The sequence below is a fragment of the Bradyrhizobium sp. TM239 genome (assembly GCF_036247985.1).
Lineage (GTDB): Bacteria > Pseudomonadota > Alphaproteobacteria > Rhizobiales > Xanthobacteraceae > Bradyrhizobium > Bradyrhizobium ottawaense.
Map to the genome: position 1 here is coordinate 137,225 of NZ_BTIR01000008.1, position 21,422 is coordinate 158,646.

General features: G+C 62.6%; 18 protein-coding genes. 6 read left to right on the forward strand and 12 right to left on the reverse strand.

The genetic code is table 11. From position 1 onward, the window contains the following. The first annotated feature begins 103 nt into the window (after positions 1-103). The gene (locus AABA84_RS14420; protein ID WP_212244470.1) at positions 104-385 is read left to right on the forward strand and encodes a hypothetical protein; all 282 of its coding nucleotides are present in this window, start codon (positions 104-106) and stop codon (positions 383-385) included. A 102-nt stretch (positions 386-487) separates the two neighbouring features. Here the strand turns inward: AABA84_RS14420 and AABA84_RS14425 are convergent, their stop codons facing one another. The 3 genes from AABA84_RS14425 to AABA84_RS14435 all read right to left on the reverse strand — a co-directional run bounded on the left by AABA84_RS14425 (position 488) and on the right by AABA84_RS14435 (position 3,126). After that, positions 488-1,162 carry a hypothetical protein gene (locus AABA84_RS14425; RefSeq protein ID WP_338312359.1) on the reverse strand — a complete coding sequence of 225 codons (675 nt, stop codon included), beginning with the start codon at positions 1,160-1,162 and terminating at the stop codon, positions 488-490. Between the two features lie 527 nt (positions 1,163-1,689). Next, complete coding sequence (locus AABA84_RS14430; protein ID WP_338312360.1) at positions 1,690-2,487, reverse strand: transglycosylase SLT domain-containing protein; 798 nt, start codon at positions 2,485-2,487, stop codon at positions 1,690-1,692. 123 nt (positions 2,488-2,610) lie between these two features. Then, complete coding sequence (locus AABA84_RS14435) at positions 2,611-3,126, reverse strand: ParB N-terminal domain-containing protein (RefSeq protein WP_338312361.1); 516 nt, start codon at positions 3,124-3,126, stop codon at positions 2,611-2,613. Between the two features lie 256 nt (positions 3,127-3,382). Between AABA84_RS14435 and AABA84_RS14440 the strand changes: the two genes are divergently transcribed. Continuing rightward, the gene (locus AABA84_RS14440) at positions 3,383-3,904 is read left to right on the forward strand and encodes a hypothetical protein (protein ID WP_338312362.1); all 522 of its coding nucleotides are present in this window, start codon (positions 3,383-3,385) and stop codon (positions 3,902-3,904) included. Positions 3,905-4,196: 292 nt separating this feature from the next. On the opposite strand, the gene AABA84_RS14445 is transcribed toward AABA84_RS14440, so the two are convergent. Beyond that, positions 4,197-4,376, reverse strand: a complete 180-nt coding sequence (locus tag AABA84_RS14445) for a hypothetical protein (RefSeq protein WP_338312363.1) — start codon at positions 4,374-4,376, stop codon at positions 4,197-4,199. A 557-nt stretch (positions 4,377-4,933) separates the two neighbouring features. On the opposite strand from AABA84_RS14445, the gene AABA84_RS14450 reads away from it, so the two are divergent. Together AABA84_RS14450 and AABA84_RS14455 are read left to right on the forward strand one after the other, a co-directional pair. Continuing rightward, positions 4,934-5,098, forward strand: coding sequence for a hypothetical protein (locus tag AABA84_RS14450; protein WP_338312364.1), 165 nt, complete (start codon positions 4,934-4,936; stop codon positions 5,096-5,098). Positions 5,099-5,515: 417 nt separating this feature from the next. Beyond that, positions 5,516-5,998, forward strand: coding sequence for a hypothetical protein (locus AABA84_RS14455; protein ID WP_338312365.1), 483 nt, complete (start codon positions 5,516-5,518; stop codon positions 5,996-5,998). A gap of 76 nt (positions 5,999-6,074) precedes the next feature. Here AABA84_RS14455 and AABA84_RS14460 read toward each other — a convergent pair whose 3' ends face one another. Further along, complete coding sequence (locus AABA84_RS14460; RefSeq protein ID WP_338312366.1) at positions 6,075-9,842, reverse strand: vitamin B12-dependent ribonucleotide reductase; 3,768 nt, start codon at positions 9,840-9,842, stop codon at positions 6,075-6,077. Positions 9,843-10,604: 762 nt separating this feature from the next. Here AABA84_RS14460 and AABA84_RS14465 point away from each other — a divergent pair. Then, on the forward strand, positions 10,605-11,501 hold the full coding sequence (locus tag AABA84_RS14465; RefSeq protein WP_338312367.1) for a DMT family transporter: 897 nt from the start codon (positions 10,605-10,607) through the stop codon (positions 11,499-11,501). Between the two features lie 19 nt (positions 11,502-11,520). On the opposite strand, the gene AABA84_RS14470 is transcribed toward AABA84_RS14465, so the two are convergent. The 6 genes from AABA84_RS14470 to AABA84_RS14495 all read right to left on the reverse strand — a co-directional run bounded on the left by AABA84_RS14470 (position 11,521) and on the right by AABA84_RS14495 (position 19,574). Continuing rightward, positions 11,521-13,320 carry a cache domain-containing protein gene (locus tag AABA84_RS14470; protein ID WP_338312368.1) on the reverse strand — a complete coding sequence of 600 codons (1,800 nt, stop codon included), beginning with the start codon at positions 13,318-13,320 and terminating at the stop codon, positions 11,521-11,523. Positions 13,321-13,328: 8 nt separating this feature from the next. Beyond that, positions 13,329-14,300: an ABC transporter substrate-binding protein gene (locus AABA84_RS14475; protein ID WP_338312369.1), complete on the reverse strand. Its 972-nt coding sequence runs from the start codon at positions 14,298-14,300 to the stop codon at positions 13,329-13,331. 378 nt (positions 14,301-14,678) lie between these two features. Beyond that, on the reverse strand, positions 14,679-16,937 hold the full coding sequence (locus tag AABA84_RS14480; protein WP_338306779.1) for a CHASE3 domain-containing protein: 2,259 nt from the start codon (positions 16,935-16,937) through the stop codon (positions 14,679-14,681). Beyond that, positions 16,934-17,356, reverse strand: a complete 423-nt coding sequence (locus AABA84_RS14485) for a response regulator (protein ID WP_212244433.1) — start codon at positions 17,354-17,356, stop codon at positions 16,934-16,936. The genes AABA84_RS14480 and AABA84_RS14485 overlap by 4 nt, the downstream gene beginning before the upstream one ends. Positions 17,357-17,926: 570 nt before the next feature. Next, the gene (locus AABA84_RS14490; protein WP_338306778.1) at positions 17,927-18,778 is read right to left on the reverse strand and encodes an outer membrane protein; all 852 of its coding nucleotides are present in this window, start codon (positions 18,776-18,778) and stop codon (positions 17,927-17,929) included. Positions 18,779-18,911: 133 nt separating this feature from the next. Next, positions 18,912-19,574, reverse strand: coding sequence for a BA14K family protein (locus AABA84_RS14495; protein ID WP_338312370.1), 663 nt, complete (start codon positions 19,572-19,574; stop codon positions 18,912-18,914). A 243-nt stretch (positions 19,575-19,817) separates the two neighbouring features. Between AABA84_RS14495 and AABA84_RS14500 the strand changes: the two genes are divergently transcribed. Continuing rightward, the gene (locus tag AABA84_RS14500; RefSeq protein WP_028144863.1) at positions 19,818-20,225 is read left to right on the forward strand and encodes an NADH:ubiquinone oxidoreductase subunit NDUFA12; all 408 of its coding nucleotides are present in this window, start codon (positions 19,818-19,820) and stop codon (positions 20,223-20,225) included. Between the two features lie 500 nt (positions 20,226-20,725). On the opposite strand, the gene AABA84_RS14505 is transcribed toward AABA84_RS14500, so the two are convergent. Then, entirely contained in the window at positions 20,726-21,412 is a 687-nt protein-coding gene (locus tag AABA84_RS14505) for a DJ-1/PfpI family protein (RefSeq protein ID WP_212244422.1), read from the reverse strand. Positions 21,413-21,422 lie beyond the last annotated feature (10 nt).

Here is a 21,422-nt window from a genome sequence, read left to right on the forward strand (position 1 = left end):
GTCGGAGCGCCAAAGCCGCCGTCGCCATCCCCGCCAACTCGCGCGAAATTTGCTTGCCTTGCCCGGCATCCTTTTGCACTCTTCACGCGAAGGAGACCAACGCATGACAAGAATGACCGCCGCGTGCGCGCTCGGAACCGCCCTGGTGCTGTCCACCCTTGCAACGTCGGGCGCCGAAGCCCGGACGCGGAAAGCCGTCGTCGTTCGCGCGCCGCAAGAGCGACTCATCGTCACCGCGCCTGTTCTGAGGCCGACGCCGTGGGATTACAACGTCGTTCCGCGCTATCGCTATCGCCCCGAGGATGACCGCGTCGATCCCTACGGCCCGCCGCTGGTGCCGTCTTATGTTCGCTATGAGGGATGGCGCTGGCCGTATTGGTGGTGAGCGGATCAGTTCGCAGGATGGGTTGAGCGACGCGAAACCCATCAATGGCCGTCACGGAATGATGGGTTTCGCGAGGGCTCTACCCACCCTACGGCAGCTCGCTCACCAATCCGGATCGCCGTAGGGGTCTCCCATGTAAGGCGGAGGCATCCAGGGGCCTCGCGGCGGCGGTCTGGGCCGCCGGGGTTCGGCCGCTGGGATGTGCGGCCGGACACGCGTAGCCGCATCGTTGTTCACACTGCGCACGACGGGCTTGGCGGCTGCAGGCGCGGGTGACGCGGTCAGTTGCGTTTGCAGCGCCTGGACCTGCGCGGCGAGGCGCGCATTGTCCGCGGCATCCTTCTCTTGCGCTGACTTGAGCTGTTGAATGGTGTCGGCCTGCTCCCGCAGGGTCTGCTCGTTGCGGCTTTTCAGTTGCTCAAGCTTGCCGTTGATGCTCGCAAGCTCGCTCGTGATGGCCTTGAGCGATTGCGCGAGATCGGACGATGTCGGGTCGGGCGCTGTGGCGGCGGGCTTTGGAGCGTCAGGCTTTGGGGTGTCAGGCTTTGGGGCGCTTTCCGTTTCCTTGAGGACCGGCGGCGCGGGCCCCGGGCTCGGATCACCCGCAGCAGCCAGTAGCACGGCCGGCGGCTGCACTGGGCCTTCCACCGCGGATGCTTGCGGGGGGCTGCTCGCGGCCGGCGGAGCCCATCGTGCCATGATCGACTTGCTGATTGAGCTGGCCTCATCGCGATATTGCGAAGCGAAGGCGGCGCCGAGAAGGCCGATCGCCAGCACGAGGCCAACCAAAGCGCGCATCATTGTCCGATCTCCTTTCAAGCCTTGATCGCGAAGCTTGGCATGCGGAGGCTTTGCACTCGAAGGCTTGGCATCCGGCGTCGGCGCCTTGTTTCCGGGAGTGGCGGCTGCCGTCGCACCGGCGCTTGCGCGCGAGGCTGGCTTGCCTTCGCCATCGTGTTCCATTCCGGAAACCAGCTGGTCCAGCCTTGCAAGGTCTGCCTGTGTGCTCCTGATCCGGTCAAGGGCCCGCGCCAGCCCGCCGTCGGCGCGCGCCTCGTCCGGCTTCGCAGTCTCAGGCTTGGCGGTATCAGGTTTGCCGGTAGCAGGTTTGGGGTCGTTCGTTTCAGGCACCGATGCGCTCTCCATCCGGTCGGGCGTCAATGGGAGGCAGTCCGATCAAAGGGAAGGATAGGTCTCGCCGCTGTCCAACACAACGCGCGCGCAAAGGAAAAATTATGGCGGACTCGGGCGACATGGTGGGCACGGCACAAGTGTGCCTTGGTCCACCCGACGGCATCACGGCATTAGTCGCCGTCCTCCGCCGCCAGCCGCACAAACTGCCGCTTCATCGCGTTGACCCTGGAAACATAGCCCGCGACGAGGTGATCGCCGCAGCGTGTCCCAGCGATCATCTGAAACTTGCGCCGCGCATAGGCCGCCGCGGGACCTGCGCCGCAGAGATGGATGAAGGCGGCCAGATCCTGCTTCTGCTGCGTGCTCGGCTTCACATCGCCCGCGAGCGTGAGAACCAGCGCCACCTGGCGGTCCAGATACACCGAGGCCAGCTCGATGGCGTGGCTCGGGATCGCGCGGATGTAGAGGAAGCTCAACCCGCAGCCGGTCTGCGTGACCGTGTTGCCGCGAACACAGAACCGCGCGGCTTCCGTGTAGGCCGGATCGGTCATCTGGAAGAGCCCGACCGCACTGGAGGCGGGCTTGTAGATCGCCAGCGGATTGAAGCTCCGCCGCCAGCGCCAATAGGTGCGCGCCACCGGATTGCCAGAACTCTCCACCTGCGCCAGCGCGGCCAGCAATTCGGGCGTGATCGTCGCGGTGGAATAGGTGCGGAAGAGGGGGCCGTATCTCGCCCAGGTCTCGACCGGCTCCTTGTCGAGGGCGTGGCCGACGACGGCGAAGAGTTCGGTTGGCTTGCGGATGATTTGATAGGCGATGTTCAGGAGGGCGAGGGCCGCGAGCAGAACCGCCACGATGCCGGCGATCCGGACCAGCCGCGGGGCCTGCGCGAATGTCTTGCGCAGCCACCGGGCCGGCCGCCGGATACTACGAAAGCGAGGGAGGAAGGGCTTGCTCTTCCTTGGCATGGCACCAGTGGTCGTAGGATGGGTAGAGCGGAGCGAAACCCATCAACTCCGTTCATCAAATGATGGGTTTCGCAAGGGCTCTACCCATGCTACGGGCCGGCACCGAAACTCTGGCGCCGGCAATCAATAGCGGCCGCCGCTGCCCTTTTGCTGCGTGATCCAGTCCGACAATGTTCTCGGTGTCGATTTCGCAGTCCGGCCCGGTGATGCCTTCGGATTGTCGCGGGCGCCTTTCGTCGAACGGGCGCGCGGCGCTTGCGTTGCGCCAGCGCCCTTCAAGGCAGCAGTCGATGCCTCTGCGGCTTCCTTCTCGAGGCGCAACTGTTTCAATCGCGCCATCTTGATGCGCTCTGCCTCGACTTCGGGTCGTTCGGACAGCAGCGGCTTGTGCTGAGCAAGCTCCGCCGGGACCAGGACACCGAGTATGGTCGTCTCGCCGAGCGCCTTGCAGGCCTCTAACCGATGCAGTCCCTCGACCAGAACGAGGCGGTCTCCGTCGAGCCGAACGGAAATCGGGGTCTGTTGTCCGATGTCCAGCATACTTTCCGCGATCTCCGCGACGGTCTCGGGCTTGATGGCCTTCTTCATTTTCGTGGGGACGAAAATCTTCTCGATCGGGAAGCTTTCCGGTGTGGGCATAATTTGACTCCGCGTCTACCGGGCCCGTCGGAACCCATGCCGGTGGTGTCGGGAGTTTAGGGGGGAAGGGCTCGACCGCAAAGGCAATTCAGCTCCTAGGTCGTAGGATGGGTTGAGCTCTTGCGAAACCCATCAACAGCCTTGGTGAAAAGATGGGTTTCGCAAGGGCTCAACCCATCCTGCGGGCTGGAACTATGGAGCGGTATATCGCTAGATTGAAGTCATTCTTGCAAAGCGTAACTCAAGGTGCGCGATCATGTTGCCAGAAATCGCTAAATGGGGCGGCCCGATTATTGCTGCAGTTGCCGCGTGGTTTAGTCTGGAGTTCGTGGGAAAGCCGTTTTTGAAATTCTATGAACTTCGTGCTTCGGCGCTGCGCTTAATGTTGCGGAATATCCTAACAACGACTTTTTACATCGCCGTGAGCCAATCCCGCAAAAGCGCAATTGAAAATAGTCGAGAAGAGGCCCGCAAGTTCAAAATGGAGATGAACGAATTGGCGGTGTCATTGGCAATTTTCAAAGAGACACAATGGCTCGCATCAAGGGCCCTCAGGTTAATTGGTTACAATCTTGAGATTGCGGTAGGGTGTGCCTTCGCTCTGTCGCTTGCGCGTCTGCCCGAAGGGGTGTCCCCGGTGGGTGGAGAGGATGACAAGTTTCACGTGCTCGAAGCGATTTTGCGTCAAAGTCTGCACTTGAGTGTTCATCCGGAAATGGCCGAACGACTCGAACAAGATTTCGAAAAGTGGCTACAGACCGAACAGAGTCAGGAATGACGTTTTGGTCCGCGAGTCCCTTCAGATTGCGATGTTTCAATTTCTGGCGCTCGTTCCTTAGCGGCGTCTCGTTGGGGTTAAGAGCGTTCTGACGCTGGTAACTGGGGATCCAACAATCTCTGCGATGTCTTTAGGATTCAACCCCATATCTGCGAGAAAATGAACCGCAGTGGAAACGCCCGATCGTCCTCGGCGGAATTCTTGATCAGTAGGAATTTGCCTAATCATTAGCGCAATGAGAACGTTGAGCTTGTTGGAAATTTCGTGAGCGAGGTCGTGGTCCCCTTCCTTTCTAGCCGCCATGTTTCACTCCATTGAGAAGCTTGCCAACAGTTGCGGTTGCAACATGAAGATGCTTTCCGATTTCTAACTGCTTTACTCCCTTCTCGGAGAGCTGCAACGCAAGCATGTGGCGAAGAAGCTCAATGACGATGTCGAGCTGTTCCTCTATGCGGTCCTTGTCCTTAGCCATGGGCGACTACTCCTTAGGGCGTTTGATTAGCTTGGCGATACGGCTCACCCGATGAATGTCTACTCCCGCGATCTGTCGTATCTGATGCTGGCCGACTCCTGCCAATGCTAGTTGAATTATGATGAGATCTTGAAGCAGCTCAGCGATGTCTTTCTGTTTTTGCGGCACGGCTAGCTTCCTTTTCTTGCTCGCTTGCGCAGTCCACTAAGCTCCTTGTTGATATGCGTGCTCGTCTTGCCAAGGATTTCCGCAATCTCGATTGGACGAAGTCCTAGGCCGTTCAGCGTTTCGATCTGTTGCTTTAGTGGCATTGGATTATCGCCGCCTCGAATGAGAACCGCGATAATTACCTTAAGTAGCCGGTTTGTTGACTCCAAGGGATCTAGGGTCATGTATTTTCGGGCCTTCCTAGCTTGGTTGTGGGCATAATAATCGTGACGGGTAATGTGAGGTAGCTGTTCTCGCAAGAAGAGCATAAAAAATAGATGGCTGGGGGATTTACGATAGTTACCATCGTGCCTATGTAATTTTGTTGGTCAAAAAATCGGGAGGAATTGATGACGGACTCCAATAAAGAACTGAATGATATCAAAGGGTTGTTGATTTTGATGTTATTGAAACTGGGGTCGACATCCGAAGAGATTGCATTAGCTCTGCAGGTCGACTCGAGCGCGGTCCGCCGGCTGATCCCGACCAGGCAGGTCAAAAAGATTGTCGGATAGAAGAGGCGCCGCCACGTGATCCAGTCAGTTTCTGACGCTCGATCGAACTCAAACGATCAGATCGCTCACGCTGTGAACGTGCTCCGACGTTCGGCGAAACTGCAGAAGATGTTCGACACGATCTGTAGGGGAGGCTCAGGTCCCAAGTCGGTGCCTGATCTAATGGAGCAAACCGGCTACAATCAGGTGCAAGTGTCTCAGTTGGCCGGGAAGCTTGCGGATCAGCAATTAGTTCATAAGACCAGGAGTGGTCGTACTGCCTCATACTCGAAGGACCGATTCTATTCGGCCAATCGCTTGAAGATACTTGGGTATATCAATAGGCCCGGATCTCTAAAGAACCTTCCTACAAAGGTCTCGCCTCGCACTGCGCCGGTAGGGCAGATTAAGATCACGATTCAGGGGTTGAAAGTTAAGGTGAAGCAACTGACCTGCGACGACGTTGATCAATTCTCAAAGGTGAAGAAAATCAAGGCGGCTCCCAAGGTCCGGATATCAGAGAGTGACTTCAAGAAGGGTATCCAGAAGATCATAGGTCAACCCGGCAAGTTTCAAGATTGGGGAGGTGAGCCCAATGATCTGTTCACAACAAAGGTGAGCATTATGGGTAAGCGCATAGCTACCGCGTTCGCGTTTAAGGGGCCGGGGAAAAGCGGTCAACTAACACCCGCCAAGCTGGGCAAGAACGGTGATCAAATTCAGCGCTTATTCGCGGCGCCTGCTGATCTTTATGTCGTCCAGTATCACGATCAGATTGCCCAGTCAGTCGTGGAGCAGATGGAGGCGTTCGCGAAAGTGAATTCTATTCATGGTGCAAAGATGGTTTCGTTTATGATCATCGACGGCAGCGACAGCAACCGGCTTATGGCGGCTTATCCGAGGGAATTCGCGATTAAATGAACGCGAGTACTTGGTAAGAAGAAAGGACCACTCCGATGGAGTGGTCCCCTATTTTTTCAGACTTTTTGACGGTGTCTTACGAACACCCCGTCGTGCTTCCACACGTATCGCACTTCATGCAGGTGCCATTCCGCACCAGCGTGAAGTTGCCGCACTCGCTGCACATCTCGCCCTCATAGCCCTTGGCCTTGGCTTCCGCGCGGCGCTCGGCCTTGGTGGGGACGAGGGTCTGGGCGGTGCTGCCGGCCTTGCTCCACTGCAGCGCCTCGAGCTTCTCCGTGGGGGAGAGGTCGTGGGCCGCTTCCTGCTTCAGGGCGACGGCGCCTTCGAGGGCGTCGCCGACGCGGGCGCTGGTGCCGTGCGCGGCCAGGGCCGTGACCTTGCTGCCGCCGGTGGGGGCGCCGTCGTTGCCTTGCGAGACGGCAGCCGAGCCGCCGCGCATCACCACGAGGTTGTCGGTCCGCGAGCGGGTGAGGCCGCGCGACACCAGCTTGTTGGCGTGGTGGGGCTCGTCCGGCTCCTTGCCTTCCTCGACGCCCTTGCCGAGCGCGTCGAAGTTCGACTCGGTCGGATCGACATGGGCGAGGTCGAAGCGCGACATGTAGCTCACCGCCAGTTCGCGGAAGACGTAGTCGAGGATCGAGGTCGCGTACTTGATGCTGTCGTTGCCCTGCACGGGGCCCGCCGGCTCGAAGCGGGTGAAGGTGAAGGCGTCGACATATTCGTCCAGCGGCACGCCGTATTGCAGGCCCAGCGACACCGCGATGGCGAAGTTGTTGATGAAGGAGCGCAGCGCCGCGCCTTCCTTGTGCATGTCGATGAAGATCTCGCCGAGACGGCCGTCATCGTATTCGCCGGTGCGCAGGTAGACCTTGTGGCCGCCGACGACCGCCTTCTGGGTGTAGCCCTTGCGGCGGTCCGGCATCTTCTCGCGCTCGCGCATCACGATGATGCGCTCGACCAGCTTCTCGACGATCTTCTCCGAGACCTGGGCGGTACGCGCCGCCATCGGCTTCTCGTAGAGGCTCTCGACCGCATCATCCTCGTCCTCATCATCGCTGATGAGCTGCGAGTTGAGCGGCTGGCTGAGCTTGGAGCCGTCGCGATAGAGCGCGTTGGCTTTCAGCGCGAGCTTCCACGACAGCATGTAGGCGGACTTGCAGTCCTCCACCGTGGCGTCGTTCGGCATGTTGATGGTCTTGGAGATCGCACCCGAGATGAAGGGCTGCGCCGCCGCCATCATGCGGATGTGGCTCTCGACCGACAGATAGCGCTTGCCGATCTTGCCGCAGGGATTGGCGCAGTCGAACACCGCATAGTGCTCGGCCTTGAGGTGCGGGGCACCTTCCACCGTCATCGCGCCGCAGATGTGGACGTTGGCGGCCTCGATCTCGCGTTTTGTAAATCCGACGGCCTGGAGGAGGTCGAAGCCCGGAGCCGCAATGGCTTCCGCGCCGATTCCCAACTGGTCGCGAATAAAATCCTCGCCAAAGGTCCACTTGTTGAAGGCGAACTTGATGTCGAAGGCGGTCGGCAGGGCCTTCTCGACCTTGGCGATGGCTTCGTCGGTGAAGCCCTTGGCCTTCAGGGTCGAGGCGTTGATGCCGGGCGCGTTGGAAAGCGAGCCGTGGCCGACGGCATAGGCCTCGATCTCCGCGATATCAGCTTCGCGATAGCCGAGCGCGCGCAGCGCTGCGGGGACCGCGCGGTTGATGATCTTGAAGTAGCCGCCGCCGGCGAGCTTCTTGAACTTCACCAGCGCGAAGTCGGGCTCGATGCCGGTGGTGTCGCAATCCATCACGAGGCCGATCGTGCCGGTCGGCGCGATCACCGTGGTCTGGGCGTTGCGATAGCCGTGCTGCTCGCCGAGCGCGAGCGCCGCATCCCAGGCGGCCTGCGCGTGGCTGACGAGGTCAGCCTGCGGACAGGACACGAGGTCCATCGGCACCGGGTTGACGCTGAGCGCCTCGTAGCCGGAGGCCTCACCATGCGCGGCGCGGCGGTGGTTGCGGATGACGCGCAGCATGTCCGCGGCGTTCTTCTTGTAGCCGGGGAAGGTGCCGAGCTCGGAGGCCATCTCCGCGGAGGTCTTGTAGGTGATGCCGGTCATGATCGCGGTCAGCGCGCCGGCGATCGCACGGCCTTCCTTGCCGTCATAGGGCAGGCCCATGGTCATCAGCAGGCCGCCGATATTGGCGTAGCCGAGGCCGAGCGTGCGGAACTCGTAGGAGAGCTCGGCGATCGCCTTTGACGGGAACTGCGCCATCATCACCGAGATTTCGAGCACGATGGTCCAGAGCCGGCAGAGATGCTCATAGCCCTCGACGTCGAAGCGCTTGGTCTCGGTGTTGTAGAACGTCAGCAGGTTCGCGGATGCCAGGTTGCACGCGGTGTCATCCAGGAACATGTATTCCGAGCACGGATTGGAGGCGCGGATGTCGCCGGACGCCTTGCAGGTGTGCCAGTCGTTCATGGTGGTGTTGAAGTGCAGGCCCGGGTCGGCCGAGGCCCAGGCGGCGTAGCCGATCTTCTCCCAGAGGTCGCGCGCCTTCAGCGTCTTCGTCACCTTCTTGGAGGTGCGGGCGTTCAGATTCCAGTCGCCATCCGTTTCCACGGCGCGGAGGAAATCGTCCTTCAGCGAGACCGAGTTGTTGGAGTTCTGGCCGGAGACCGTGAGATAGGCTTCGCTGTCCCAGTCGGTGTCGTAGGTGTCGAACTGGATGTCCTTGTAGCCTTGCTTGGCGAACTGGATGACGCGCTTGATGTAATTGTCGGGCACGAGGCTGCGGCGCGCCAGCTTGATCTCGCGGCGGAGCGCCGGGTTCTTCTCGGGATCGAAGCAATCGTCGCCCGAGCCTTCGCAGTTGACGCAGGCCTTCAGCACCAGCTTGAGGTGCTTCTGGTTGATCTTGGAGCCCGTGACGAGGGCGGCGACCTTCTGCTCCTCCTTCACCTTCCAGTCGATATAGGTCTCGATGTCGGGGTGATCGACGTCAACCACCACCATCTTGGCGGCGCGGCGCGTGGTGCCGCCCGACTTGATCGCGCCCGCGGCGCGGTCGCCGATCTTGAGGAAGCTCATCAGGCCGCTCGAGCGGCCGCCGCCGGAGAGCTTTTCGCCTTCGCCGCGCAGGCGCGAGAAGTTGGAGCCGGTGCCGGAGCCGTATTTGAACAGGCGGGCCTCGCGGACCCAGAGGTCCATGATGCCGCCTTCGTTGACGAGGTCGTCACCGACGCCCTGGATGAAGCAGGCGTGCGGCTGCGGGTGCTCGTAGGACGATTTCGAGCGGGTCAGCTTGCCGGTGAAGGGGTCGACGTAATAGTGGCCCTGGCCGGGGCCGTCGATGCCATAGGCCCAATGAAGACCGGTGTTGAACCACTGCGGCGAGTTCGGCGCGACCATCTGCATCGCGAGCATGTAGCGGAGCTCGTCGTAGAACGCCTGCGCGTCCTCGTCGGTCGAGAAATACTTGCCCTTCCAGCCCCAATAGGTCCAGCAGCCGGCGAGGCGGTCGAACACCTGCTTGGCGCTGAGCTCGCTGACATAGCGCTCTTTCTCAGGCAGCGCGGCGAGCGCGTCGGTATCGGGCACGGAGCGCCACAGGAAGGAGGGGACGGATTCCTCCTCGACCTTCTTCAGGCGCGCGGCAACGCCGGCTTTGCGGAAATATTTCTGGGCGAGCACGTCGGAGGCGACCTGCGACCACTCGGTCGGGACCTCGACGCCGTCCAGTTTAAACACGACCGAGCCGTCGGGATTCCTGATCTCCGACGTGGTCTGGCGGAAATCGATTCCCGCGTAAGGTGACTGTCCCGAAGTGGTGTGGCGCCGCTCAATCCGCATCGTCTTGCCCCGTCCTATTCTTTGACCGGTCGCCTCCGTTCAGGCGTGCCGGGTCGACATTTCGTTTCGCGATGCCTTGCGGCCGTTCGGCCCTGGGGCATCGCAGTTCAGCCGGTGGACCCGGCCCTGTTTTTCCCGACGCGACTCTTCGATGCCTGCATCGATCATCCGCCGGCATGTCCACGCCCATCCGCCCCAACGGGATGCGCGCGACATGCGTTCAACGCCCCACACCATCACAACTTCTATCGATGCCATCCGAGCCTGTTGCCGGCCCGTTCTGGCGCCCGAAAAGTCCGCTTTCGCGGGCAGACAAGCCCTCATCCGCTGCCTTTGGCTGGCTTGGCGGAGTTGAGATTTGCGAGACCCTTTGGGGGAGTGCCGGCGGGACGCAAACTCACTCGCGCCGAACGGACCGAAAGCTAGGACTCTCCGTTGCGCCCGTCAAGAACTAGTGCGAGTTCCTGAATCAAATACTAAATATGGTGGATTGCGGGGGATAACAGGGGGCAAGCCCGCGCCTGTTGTGGAGGCAAGTATCAGTGAGTCCTCAGAGATTCCCAACCGAAAAAATTTGCATCCCGTGGTGCTGCGGATGCTTCATCCCGCTGTTCACAGGGCAGGTATATTTTTGAGCAATGGGATTGCGTCAGCGGGACTCACGTAGCCCTACGGAAGGTGAGGGCAGGCATGCCCGCCGAGGCGGTGGCGAGAGGGGCGAATCCGGGCCAAGCTGAGGGTCGATTTTGCCGGACCACCCACATGCTTGATTCGACTCGCCGGGATGCGCGGCCGCGCATCGCCCCGGCCGGCCTGATGTTCCTTGCCATCACCTCGATCGGCTGGGGCTTCAATTGGCCGGTGACGAAATTCCTGCTCTCCGAGCTGCCGCCGCTGACGCTGCGCGGGGTGACCGGCGTGCTCGGGGCGGTGCTGCTGGCGGCGCTGGCGATCATCCGCCGGCAGAGCCTCAAGGTGGACCCTGCGATCTGGCCGCGCCTCCTGACCGCCGCCGTGCTCAACGTCACCGGCTGGATGGTGCTGATGGGCCTGGCGCTGCTCTGGCTGCCCGCGAGCGAGGCGGCGCTGATCGCCTACACGATGCCGGTCTGGGCCTCGATCATCGCCTGGCCGGTGCTGGGCGAGCGGCCGACCGTGCTGCGCACGCTGGGGCTGGTGATGGCCTTTGTCGGGCTTGCCTCGATCATGGGCGGCAACGGCATTGCCGCCAGCGTCGAGAAGCTGCCGGGCATCGTCATGGCGCTCTGCGGCGCGCTCGGGTTCGCCATCGGCACGGTGTTCTCGAAGAAGTACCCGATCCATCTGCCGCCGATCACGGCCGCGGCCTGGCAGATCGGGATCGGCTGCCTGCCGATCTCGATCATTGGCCTGTTGGTCGAGACCACGCATCTGGACAAGGTGACGCCGGCCGGCTGGTGGCTGCTGGTGTACTCGACCGTGGTGCAGTTCTGCATCGCTTATGTCAGCTGGTTCGCAGCACTCGCCCGCCTGCCGGCCTCGGTCGCCGCGATCGGCACCATGGCGGTGCCGGTCATCGGCGTCGTCGCCTCCGCGCTCGCGCTGGGCGAGCCGCTGGGGCCGGGGCAGATCGCGGCGCTGATCTTCACGCTGGCGGCCGTGGTGCTGGCGACGCGCTAGCCGTCCGGACGCCGGGGTATCAGTGGTCCTGAGGCTCTTTCTCTCGCCGGTGTTGTCCCGAGCCCGGCGGTTTCAACGGCAGGTCAGCAGGTGCGACAGCAAAGACTTCGAGGGCCTGGTCGTAGCCCTTGATAGTCCGCTGTCCGAGCGATGCCAACGGAACGCTATCCCTTACCCTTCCAGCGATAGTGGGATCAGCCAGGATCTGCGCGTCCTTCGCGAGATTGCAGAGCCGCGACGCCAAATTCACCACGGCTCCCATCGCCGTGTAGTCCAGCCGACCGTTATAACCAACCGTTCCTACCGTTGCCGGTCCCATGGCAACGCCCACACCAAAGCCGATCGCGTGGCCGGCGTCGCACCATTTGCCGGCAAGGGACTGCACCGTCATTTGCAGGTCAATCGCGAGTCGGACCGCTTGAGTTGCCGGCTGTTCGCATGCGACCGGGGCATTGACCAGGAGCATGACTCCGTCGCCATCAAAGCCGATGAGCGTTGCCTCGTGACGAGTCGTCACGGCGCCGACGGCCCCGTAGTACTCGCGCATGACGGCCATGATGACATCGGGTTCATTGCGCGTGGAGAACGCCGTGAAACCGCGTAAGTCGCCAAAAATGACAGCTACTTCGCGTCGCTGACCTTCGAGCAGTTCATGAGAATGCTCGACCAATTCGGCGACCTGTGATGGCAGGAACTGCTTCAGCCGTTCGATCCGCGCAGATTTCTGCTGCGAGATCGCCAGTTCAGAAGCCATTTCATTGAAGCGCAACGCCAGTTGCTGCAACTCGTCACCGCTGAAGATTTTGATGCGATGCTCGAATTGTCCGGCTCTGATCCGCTCCACGCCCTCTTCCAGTTGCTTGATCGGGCCGGACATTCTGTGCGCGCGCCAATAGGCGAGCGCCAGCGCGATGAGAACACCAAAGGCAATGAGAATTGACGAGCGCCACAACGCCGCGCGAATTGATGCAAAGGCTTCCGACGCCGGCTGCATCGCGATCACCGTCCATCCCACATCGGCGGCCTGAACGGATAGCGCCACCACCGGGTTGCCTTGGTCCCCGGTTATCACCGCCGCTTCGCTCGCCGCGCCGGCGAGATGCTTGATCCGGCCGAAACTGCCCGAGCTGGCGCGGCCGCGCAGGACCAGACTGATATCGGGATGTGCGATCAGATGACCGGAATCATCGACAACAATGGCGTAGCCGGTCTCGCCAATTCTAATGGCTGCGATGACATCCCAGATCAGCTTCAGATTGACCTCGGCGATCGCAACCCCCGCGGCCGGCAGGCTCCCAGCAACCGCGATCCTCATGTAGGGCTCTGAATCTCGCTGGTACTGAACCGGTCCGTACCAAACCTTGTTGGCGCGTGCGCCCAGAACAGCGGGATCCGTAGACATATCAATGCCGCGCCCGGTCCTGTTCAGATGCAGCCGGGAAACAAAGATCCGTTCGGTACCGGTCTCATCCAGAAGCGAAACCGAAACGATTGCGGGCACCTGCTGGAGGAGGCGCAAGGCATCGATCTTATGTTGCGCATCGTCTCCGGCAGACCAGGGAAGCTGCACCATCCAACCCAGCTGATCTCGGATGCCATCGGTGAACGCCTCGATCCTGTCGGACGCCGCGCGAGCATCGGCCTGCAGCACCGCGCTGATCTGGCGGCGCTGGTCTCGGTAACCGAAAGAAGCCTCGACGGCCGCGCCGAGTATCAGAGGCACGACCGCAGCGACAAACAACGTCGCGAAGTACTTGCAGAACAGCGAGCGACGCGGGGGCATCGTACACGAAGAGGACTGCGCAGCGCCGTCCGACATAACTACTCTCAGGAGATCACCTTGCTGGCGCGAAACAGGATCGACGACACATCCAGGTCCGTACCCAGAAGCCTGGCTGTCTTCAGATTGACTGCCAGTTCAAACTTCTCGGGGCGCATCACCGGAAGATCTGACGGATTTTCACCGCGCAGGATGCGATCGGCATAAGTGGCAAGCCGAAAATAGGTCGTGCGCTGGTTTGCGCCGTAACTCAAGAGACCACCAGCGTCACAATATTCTGACCAGCCAAACATCGAAGGCAGCCGGTGCGCGATTGCAAACTCCGCGATCTTCGCACGATGCACCAGCGTCACAGCATCGGGAAACACGAGGAGAGCATCCGCGTCCACCTTGCCGCCAGCCATCAACCCATTCTCGATTTCGCGAGCGCCACAGAACGGAACGTAGGCTGCCTCGATGCCGAGTTTCCGGCACGACTCCAAAGTCGCACGCCATTCCAATGGCTCTCCCGGATGATCCGTGTTCGAGAAGACCGCCAGTTTTCGCAGCTTTGGATAAATGTCCTTGAGCAGCTCAACGCGCTTTCCTGCCAGCTCGAGCGACAGGAATGTGCTGCCGGTGAAATTGGTGCCGGGGTGAGCAAGGCTCTTCACCACACCCAAAGCGACGGGGTCACCGCTCAGTGCAAACAGTACGGGGATGTCGGTGACCGCGGTCATGACGCGTGTCGCCGGACCGCCCGAGACCACAAGGTCGATATCCCCTCGCTGCAACTCGGAGACGATCTTGCGCAGGGCCTGCGGATCTCCGGGCGCATAATGCGTCTCGAAGGTTACGGTCTTGCCCTCGACGTATCCCAGCGCGCGCATTCCCTCGCGAAAGCCGTCCAGGAAGGGATCCGGTTCGGACTGAGTCGAGACCCAGAAGATACGATGCAGCTTGGCTCCGCCCTGCGCCCGTGCGATCGCAGGCCAGGCCAGTCCTCCACCAATCAACAAGATGAACTCTCGTCTTTTCATGCGAGCACCTGTCGAAGTTGCGCCGTCAATTCCGGCCGCAGACCAAGATCCTAGCTGTGCATCCGGTGGCTGCGCTCGGTATCGCGCTCCGCGAGCGGACTGTCGCGACACCGGCTCCAACATTTGTCGCCGAGAGCATGCTCAGAGATTGGGCTGGTGAGACGATTTGTCCTTGAGATGCGCTTGAGTTTTGCTTGAGACCGGCCCGATCGAGATCAAAGCGGCCTTACTCGTTCATGGCGCGGTGTCTAAACACCTCGGGCGCGGATCCGGGCAAGCCACGGCGTCTCAAAAGGACAACCGGAACTCACATCCTGAGCCAGTGCCCTCGCCCCGCTATATGGTGTGACTGGCAACGCGCCTTCGGTAGTTCACGCGTTAGCTCGCCGTCATCGTCCCGCCATTCAGCGCCTTCCTGATCATCTCGGCGAGCTGGTTGCGGCGATAGGGCTTTGTCAGCAGCATCACGCCGTCATCGAGCTTGCCGTGATGGACGATGGCGTTGTCGGTGTAGCCCGAGGTGTAGAGCACCTTCACGCCCGGCCGCAGCTTGGCCACCTCGTCGGCGAGGTCGCGCCCGCTCATGCCGCCGGGGATGACGACGTCGGTGAAGAGGAGATCGAACGGCTGGCCGGCCTCGATCAATTCCAGCGCGGATTTGCCGTCGGGCGCGGCAATCGTCTTGTAGCCGAGGCTCTCGAGCTGCGCGGTGACGAAGTTGCGCACGAGGTTGTCGTCCTCGACGACGAAGATGGTCTCGGCGCCGCCCTCGACCTGCGGCGCGACGGCCGCGGCCACGTCCGCCGTGCCTTCGCCCGGCGGCAGATAGAGCTTGATCGTGGTGCCGTGGTTTTCCTCGCTGTAGATCTTGATGTGGCCGCCGGACTGCTTGACGAAACCGTAGACCATGGAGAGGCCGAGGCCCGATCCCTTGCCGACTTCCTTGGTGGTGAAGAAGGGCTCGAACGCCTTCTGCTGGATGTCGGGCGACATGCCGGTGCCGGTGTCGCTGACGGCGAGCATGACGTAGGGGCCGGCCACCACGTCCGCATGGGCCTGCGCATAGGCCTCATCCAGCACGACGCGGTGGGTCTCCAGCAGCAGCTTGCCGCCGTTCGGCATGGCGTCGCGCGCGTTGATCGCCATGTTGAGCACGGCATTGGTGAGCCGGGACGGATCGATGTGCGCGGTCATCGGGCCCTGTTCCAGCACGGTCTCGATCTGGATCTGCTCGCCGAGGGTGGGGCGCAGGAGTTTCGCGATGTCCGCGATCGCGGCGTTGATCTCGACGTTGCGCGGCTGCAGCGGCTGCCTGCGCGCAAACGCGAGCAGATGCTGGATCAGCTCGGCGCAGCGCTCGGCGGCATCGTCGATCAGCTGCGCCGCGCGCTGGAGCTCGGGCTGCTGTTTCAGGCTCGCCACCAGCGTCTCGGTGTTGCCGGAGATCACGGTCAGCATGTTGTTGAAGTCGTGCGCGACGCCGCCGGTCAACTTGCCGATCGCGTCCAGCTTCTGCGATTGGTACAGCTGCCGCTCGGTCTCGCGCGACATGGTCGCGTCGTGATAGACCAGCACCGCGCCGGAGATGTCGCCTTGCCCGTCCAGCATCGGCCGGCCGCTGATCATGAGATGGCGGGGAGGATTGCCGCTGTGCGGGCGGACGATCATCTCCAGATCCTCGAACTGCTCGCCGCGCAGCACGCGCACCGAGGGCAGCTCGTCGGCCTTGAGCGGCGTGACGCCGTCGCCGTGAAACACATCCGACAGCGCGCGCAGATTGCGCAGGTTCATGCCGGCGCGATGCAGCAGCATACGCTCCGCGGCCGGATTGGACAGCAGGACGTTGCCCTCGGCGTCGATGACCAGCACCGCCTCCGCCATGCTGTGAAACGTGCTCTGAAGCACGTTGACCGACAGGCGCAGTTCGTCATGCGCGGTCACCAGATGCTCGGTGCGCTCGGCGACCGCCGCCGCGAGCGCATCCTTGGCGGCCGTGGTCTCGGTCAGCGTGCTCTGTAGCTGCACCGTGGCGCGCCGGCTTTCGCGCATCACCAGCGCGACCAGCAGCAGGATCAGCACGGCGCCGGCGACGTCGATGCCGAGCAGCACGATGCCGGTACGGCGCGAATCCTGGGAGCGCGCGGTGAGCAGGCGTTCTTCATCCGCGCTCAGATGGTCGAGATTGCCCATCACCGTGTCCATCAGGCCGCGGCCCTCGGCCTTGCCGTTGAGCGCGGCAATGCCGGCCTGGTCGTTCGTCGCGCGCAGGCGCATCGCTTCGGCGGCGATCTCGACCCGGCGCAGCGCCAGCGGTTCGGTGCCCTCCAACAGAGCGACCTGATCGGGATTGTCGCGCACGCCGCGCTTCAGCTCGGCCAGCGCCGGCGCGATCTGGACCCGCACGCTCTGAAACTCGTCGGCAAGCGTCGGGCTGCGATAGAGTTCGTAGCCGCGTGCGGCGCTCTCGGCGCGGCGCAGCAGCACGCGCAGGTCGGAGATCCGCTTCTGCACCTGGACGGTGTGATTGACCCACGTCGCATCGGACCGCGACTTGACGTCGAGGGCGATCGAGGCCGCGGTGATGATCAGGAGGATGGCAAGTCCGGCACCGAGAATGACGCGCTGCGTTGGGATCAAGGGGCTTCTTTCTTGTCCTTCGGCTGTGCGCTCTCGCCCGGACCGGCGAGGCATTCCCGGATCGTGGTCAGCAGCGCTTCGGGCGTGAACGGCTTGCGCAGGCAGCGCGTAGCGCCGAGCTCCAGCGCCATGCGGAGGAAATCAGGAGAGGGCGAGGCGGATGAGGCGAAGGCGTAGCCGGACATCGCGATCAACGGAGTAGCCGGCGCGCGCTCGTGAAAGATGCGGATCGACTCGAAGCCGCGCATATGCGGCATGAAGATATCAACGAGCATCACCTCAAAGGCCTGCGCTTCCAGCGCAGCCAGTCCTGTTTCACCACCGTCGGTCAGCGTGACGTCGAAGCCCTGACGTTGGAGGAGGACCTCGATGGTCGCGCCGACCATCGGATCGTCATCAACCACGAGAATACGCGGCATGACACTTCCCAGTAATCGAAGTCCCCACTGTGATTGGTGATATCCGCGAATCGTGTCTCTGGTCAATTTTGGATTGGATCAGGGTAGATATGCACGGTGCGGTGCATAGGGGCTGCAAGCGCGAGTTCCATCAGGTGTTGCGGGCCTTGCGTCATCCACACGCCATGGTTCGCGCAAAGGGCACGCGGCACGCGAGGTGCGAGCAACTTCGATGAAAGGTTGAAGCAAGATCGAGGGGATCGCGAGGCCGGACGCGATCGGTGCGCTCCGCAATGCCTTTGGATAGGGTTGCCCGCCCCCACGACGCACAGCGCAATTGCTTTTGAGAGCGAACCCCGCGGCCATCCTTCGAGACGCCCGCTTTGGTCAGGCTCTCAGGATGAGGTCGACATGCGTGGCAGCAGTTGCAGCAGGCACAATGCTGCTTAGCCTCATTTTGAGGAGACCGCTGGAAGCGGTCCTCTCGAAGGACGAGGCGGGCGTTCAGGCGTTGCCAAAGGTCAAATCCGATTCCCTGCCATCACGCGGAGACGAAGAAGGATGGCGGCGCTCAGGCCGGTCCAGCCAAGATCAATAGCGCGCGACGACCGGGCCGCCGAAGCGGTAGTTGACGCGTGCGGTCACCTGATCAGTGGTCAATCTGCCGGTCGTCGTGTCGGCTCCCGCCGTGCCGCCGAAACCGTCGGGGATCACGATGTTGACGCTGCGTCGGCCGAAATCCGAATGACGATATTCGGCGGCGAGGCTCCATTGATTGGCGAACGCCCACTCGACGCCGCCGCCGAGAGTCCAGCCCCAACGGGTTTCGGAGCCGCTGCCCGCCGACGTGAAGGTGCCTGCGGGGAGGGCGATACCCGGACCATTCACCACCGTCGTCTTGCTGCTGCCGACATCGGCAACGGCGGCGCCACCGGTTGCATAGAACAGGACGCGGTCCGCGGTGAACCCGAGCCGGCCGCGGAACGAGGCCATCCAGTTGATATGACCGTAATCGACGGTTACGGTTTGGGTCACCGGCGTGCCGATGATGAGCGGAGCGCCGAAGGTCCGCGACCGCGTTTCGGTCGCCCCATCAAAGCCCGTGCCGACGGCATCGGCTTCAACACCGAGCACGACGCGCTGCACCTGCCAATTGTATCCGGCCTGGAGACCGCCGATCACGGCGCCCTTGGTGCCGGGTCCTGTCAGCGTATCCAACAGCGCGGGGAAGACGGTTGGGACCGCAGCGTTCGGCGGCAGGACGATGAAGCCCGGAAAGACAACGCCGTTGTACGTGTCCGACGAATTGCGGCTCCAGGCTCCGCCGATATTTCCGCCGACATAGAAGCCGGTCCAGCTGAAAACCGGCGCAGGAACTGCCACGGGTGCCTTGACCGCCATGTCGGCGGCACTAGCCGCCGCAACTCCTGCCAACAGGGCCAAGTCGCTTCCCCCCTTTGCAGGGCGTCACCGGTGGACTGGGGAAATTGCAGGCGGCTTGCAGAACAGACATGGGCGGCGCCGGCCATCACCGGTGCCGCCCATGCGATTTGTTGCATCGATCGTTCAGGCCGTCTTACGGGCAGGGATGCCGCTGGCCGTCATAACCGAGATAAGTGCCCGAAGCCGGGTCATATGATCTGTAGCGCTGCGCGCAATAGGCCGAGGAGTCGCCGCCGCTATCGGGGACCACCGCCACGGACGGCTCATCATAGTAGCTGTCGCCATAATAGTAGGGGTCATCGTAATAGCCGCCGCCGCCATAATAGGCATACGAGCCGAGTCCGCCGATCGCCGCACCGGCCGCGAAGCCCGGCCAGAAGCCGCCGCGACGATGATGATGCCAGCCTCCACCGTTCCAATTGCCGCTGCGGCCTTGCCAGGTGCCGCCGTTGGCGGCTGCAAAGTTACGGCTGACGCCACCGGTGAAGGACGTGCCGCCGCTCGGACGTACCGCTGGGCCGGCCGCGAAGTTGCCGCCACCTCCCTGCAACGCGGGGCCGCCGCCAATCCGTGCTCCGCCACCGAAGCTGCCACCGCCCATGCGCGCGCCGCCGCCACCACCGAAGTGAGCGCCGCCGCCGCCACCGCCGATGTGAGCGCCACCACCACCACCGCCGATGTGGCCGCCACCGCCGCCACGGCCGCCGCCGCCGGGCCCCTGTGCAAAGCTCGGTGAGGTCATGGGTAGAACGAGCGCCAGCGCTGCGGCGGCACTCAAAACTTTCAGATTTTTCATGATAAAACTCCTTTCCCGGAAGCAAACCCTATGAAGGGGCTGGGGTTCCTGGGATCACGCCGGTTTGCGCGTGAAGGGAGCCTCGCTCTCAATGGCTGTACCCGGCATGAACGGATCGCGTCCGATTTGCGGCAGCGTTCATGGCGAGGCCGGCGCATTTGCCGGGGGCACCGCCGCCCTGCCGAACTGGACATTTCCCCGCCCGGATGGCATCAGGACCCGACGAAGCAGGGCCCTTGCCGCATGAAACAATTCTTCCTCAAGTTCTTCACCTGGTGGAATGGCCAGACTTTTGGCACCCAGCTCTGGACCAAGCGGTACGGGGAACTGGTCGGCCAGGACGAGCAGGGCAATCTCTACTATCGCACCCGCGGCGGGGCGGTCGATCCGACGCTCGGCTTCGAGCGGCGCTGGGTGGTCTATAACGGCTATGCGGAAGCCAGCCGGATCCCGCCGTCCTGGCACGGCTGGATTCATCACGTCGTCGATGTGCCGCCGACCGAGGCCAACTATCAGCCGCGCGAGTGGGAAAAGCCGCACCAGCCGAATCTCACCGGCACGGCAAAAGCCTATCGGCCCTCGGGCTCGACCCTCGCCAGCGGCAAGCGTCCGAAGGCGACCGGCGACTATCAGCCCTGGACGCCTGGCTAGGCTTTCCGTCCTCCCTCGAATCTCGATTCGTTCGGTTGGATGCACGCGCATCCGCCTCGCCCTGCTGTGGACAACGGGAACAGCGGGGACGGCGTCTGCGCGGGCATTGTGGCCACGCAAGCCATGCGGCTCAATGACCCCATCTTACGGAGATGGGAGACCATCGCGTTCGGTTCGGGCAACAGTTCGCGACTGTCCCGAGATGCAGCGGCCGCCGAGTAAGGACTCGATCGGGAGATAGGCCCCCGGTCTGGAAGTTCCGAAATCGCCCGATGGAATGTGCAGCCGCCGTAAGACAGGAAAGGCCGCTCGGGAAACCGAGCGGCCTTTTTCTTTTCGGGACCGGCACGAAGGTCGCGTGCTCCTGACGCTGCGCAGCATGAAGTGGTGTGCTGCAGAGCCGGGGCCCATGCAACAGCGATCCGCGTGGCTCCCTGGGTCCCGGCTCTGCGCAGCAGCGCTAGGCGCTGCAGCGCGTCCGGGACGCGAGCGTGTGGAGGCTACGTCACCCTTTCCGCCGCGCGCTTGACTGCTTCCAGGCGCTTGGCCTGGTTTTGCGCGCCGCGCTCTCTCAGCAAGGCCAAGACTTCGGCGGGCGCCGTATCGGGCGAGCCCGAATTGAAGGGCGGGGCTGGGTTGTATTCCATCTGGAGCTGGATTGCTTCCGCCGTGGTGCGGTCGACCATGAGGGAGACCAGCGTGAGCGCGAAATCGATTCCCGCGGTGACGCCGCCGCCGGTGATGCGATTGCGGTCGACGCAGACGCGCGTCCTGGTCGGCGTTGCGCCGAACTGGCCGAGCATCTCCATCGCGCTCCAATGAGTGGCGGCGCGATAGCCCTTCAACAGTCCGGCGGCGCCGAGCGCCAGCGATCCCGTGCAAACGGAGGTCACGTATTTTGCGCCTTCGGCCTGCTTGCGCAGGAAGTCGAGCACCTCCTCATCGTTGAGCAGGTCGTTGGTGCCGCCGCCGCCGGGCACGCAGATCACGTCGAGCTGCGGGCAATCCGCGAACGTCGTGGTCGGCGTCAGCGTCAGCACGGAATCGCTCGGTACCGGCTCGATCCGCTTCCAGATCAGATGCAACGTCGCGCCGGGCACCATGGAGAACACCTGCAAGGGACCGGTGAAGTCGAGCTGGGTGACGCGCGGAAACACCAGAAGACCGATCTGGAGCGGTGACGACATCGGCAGGTCC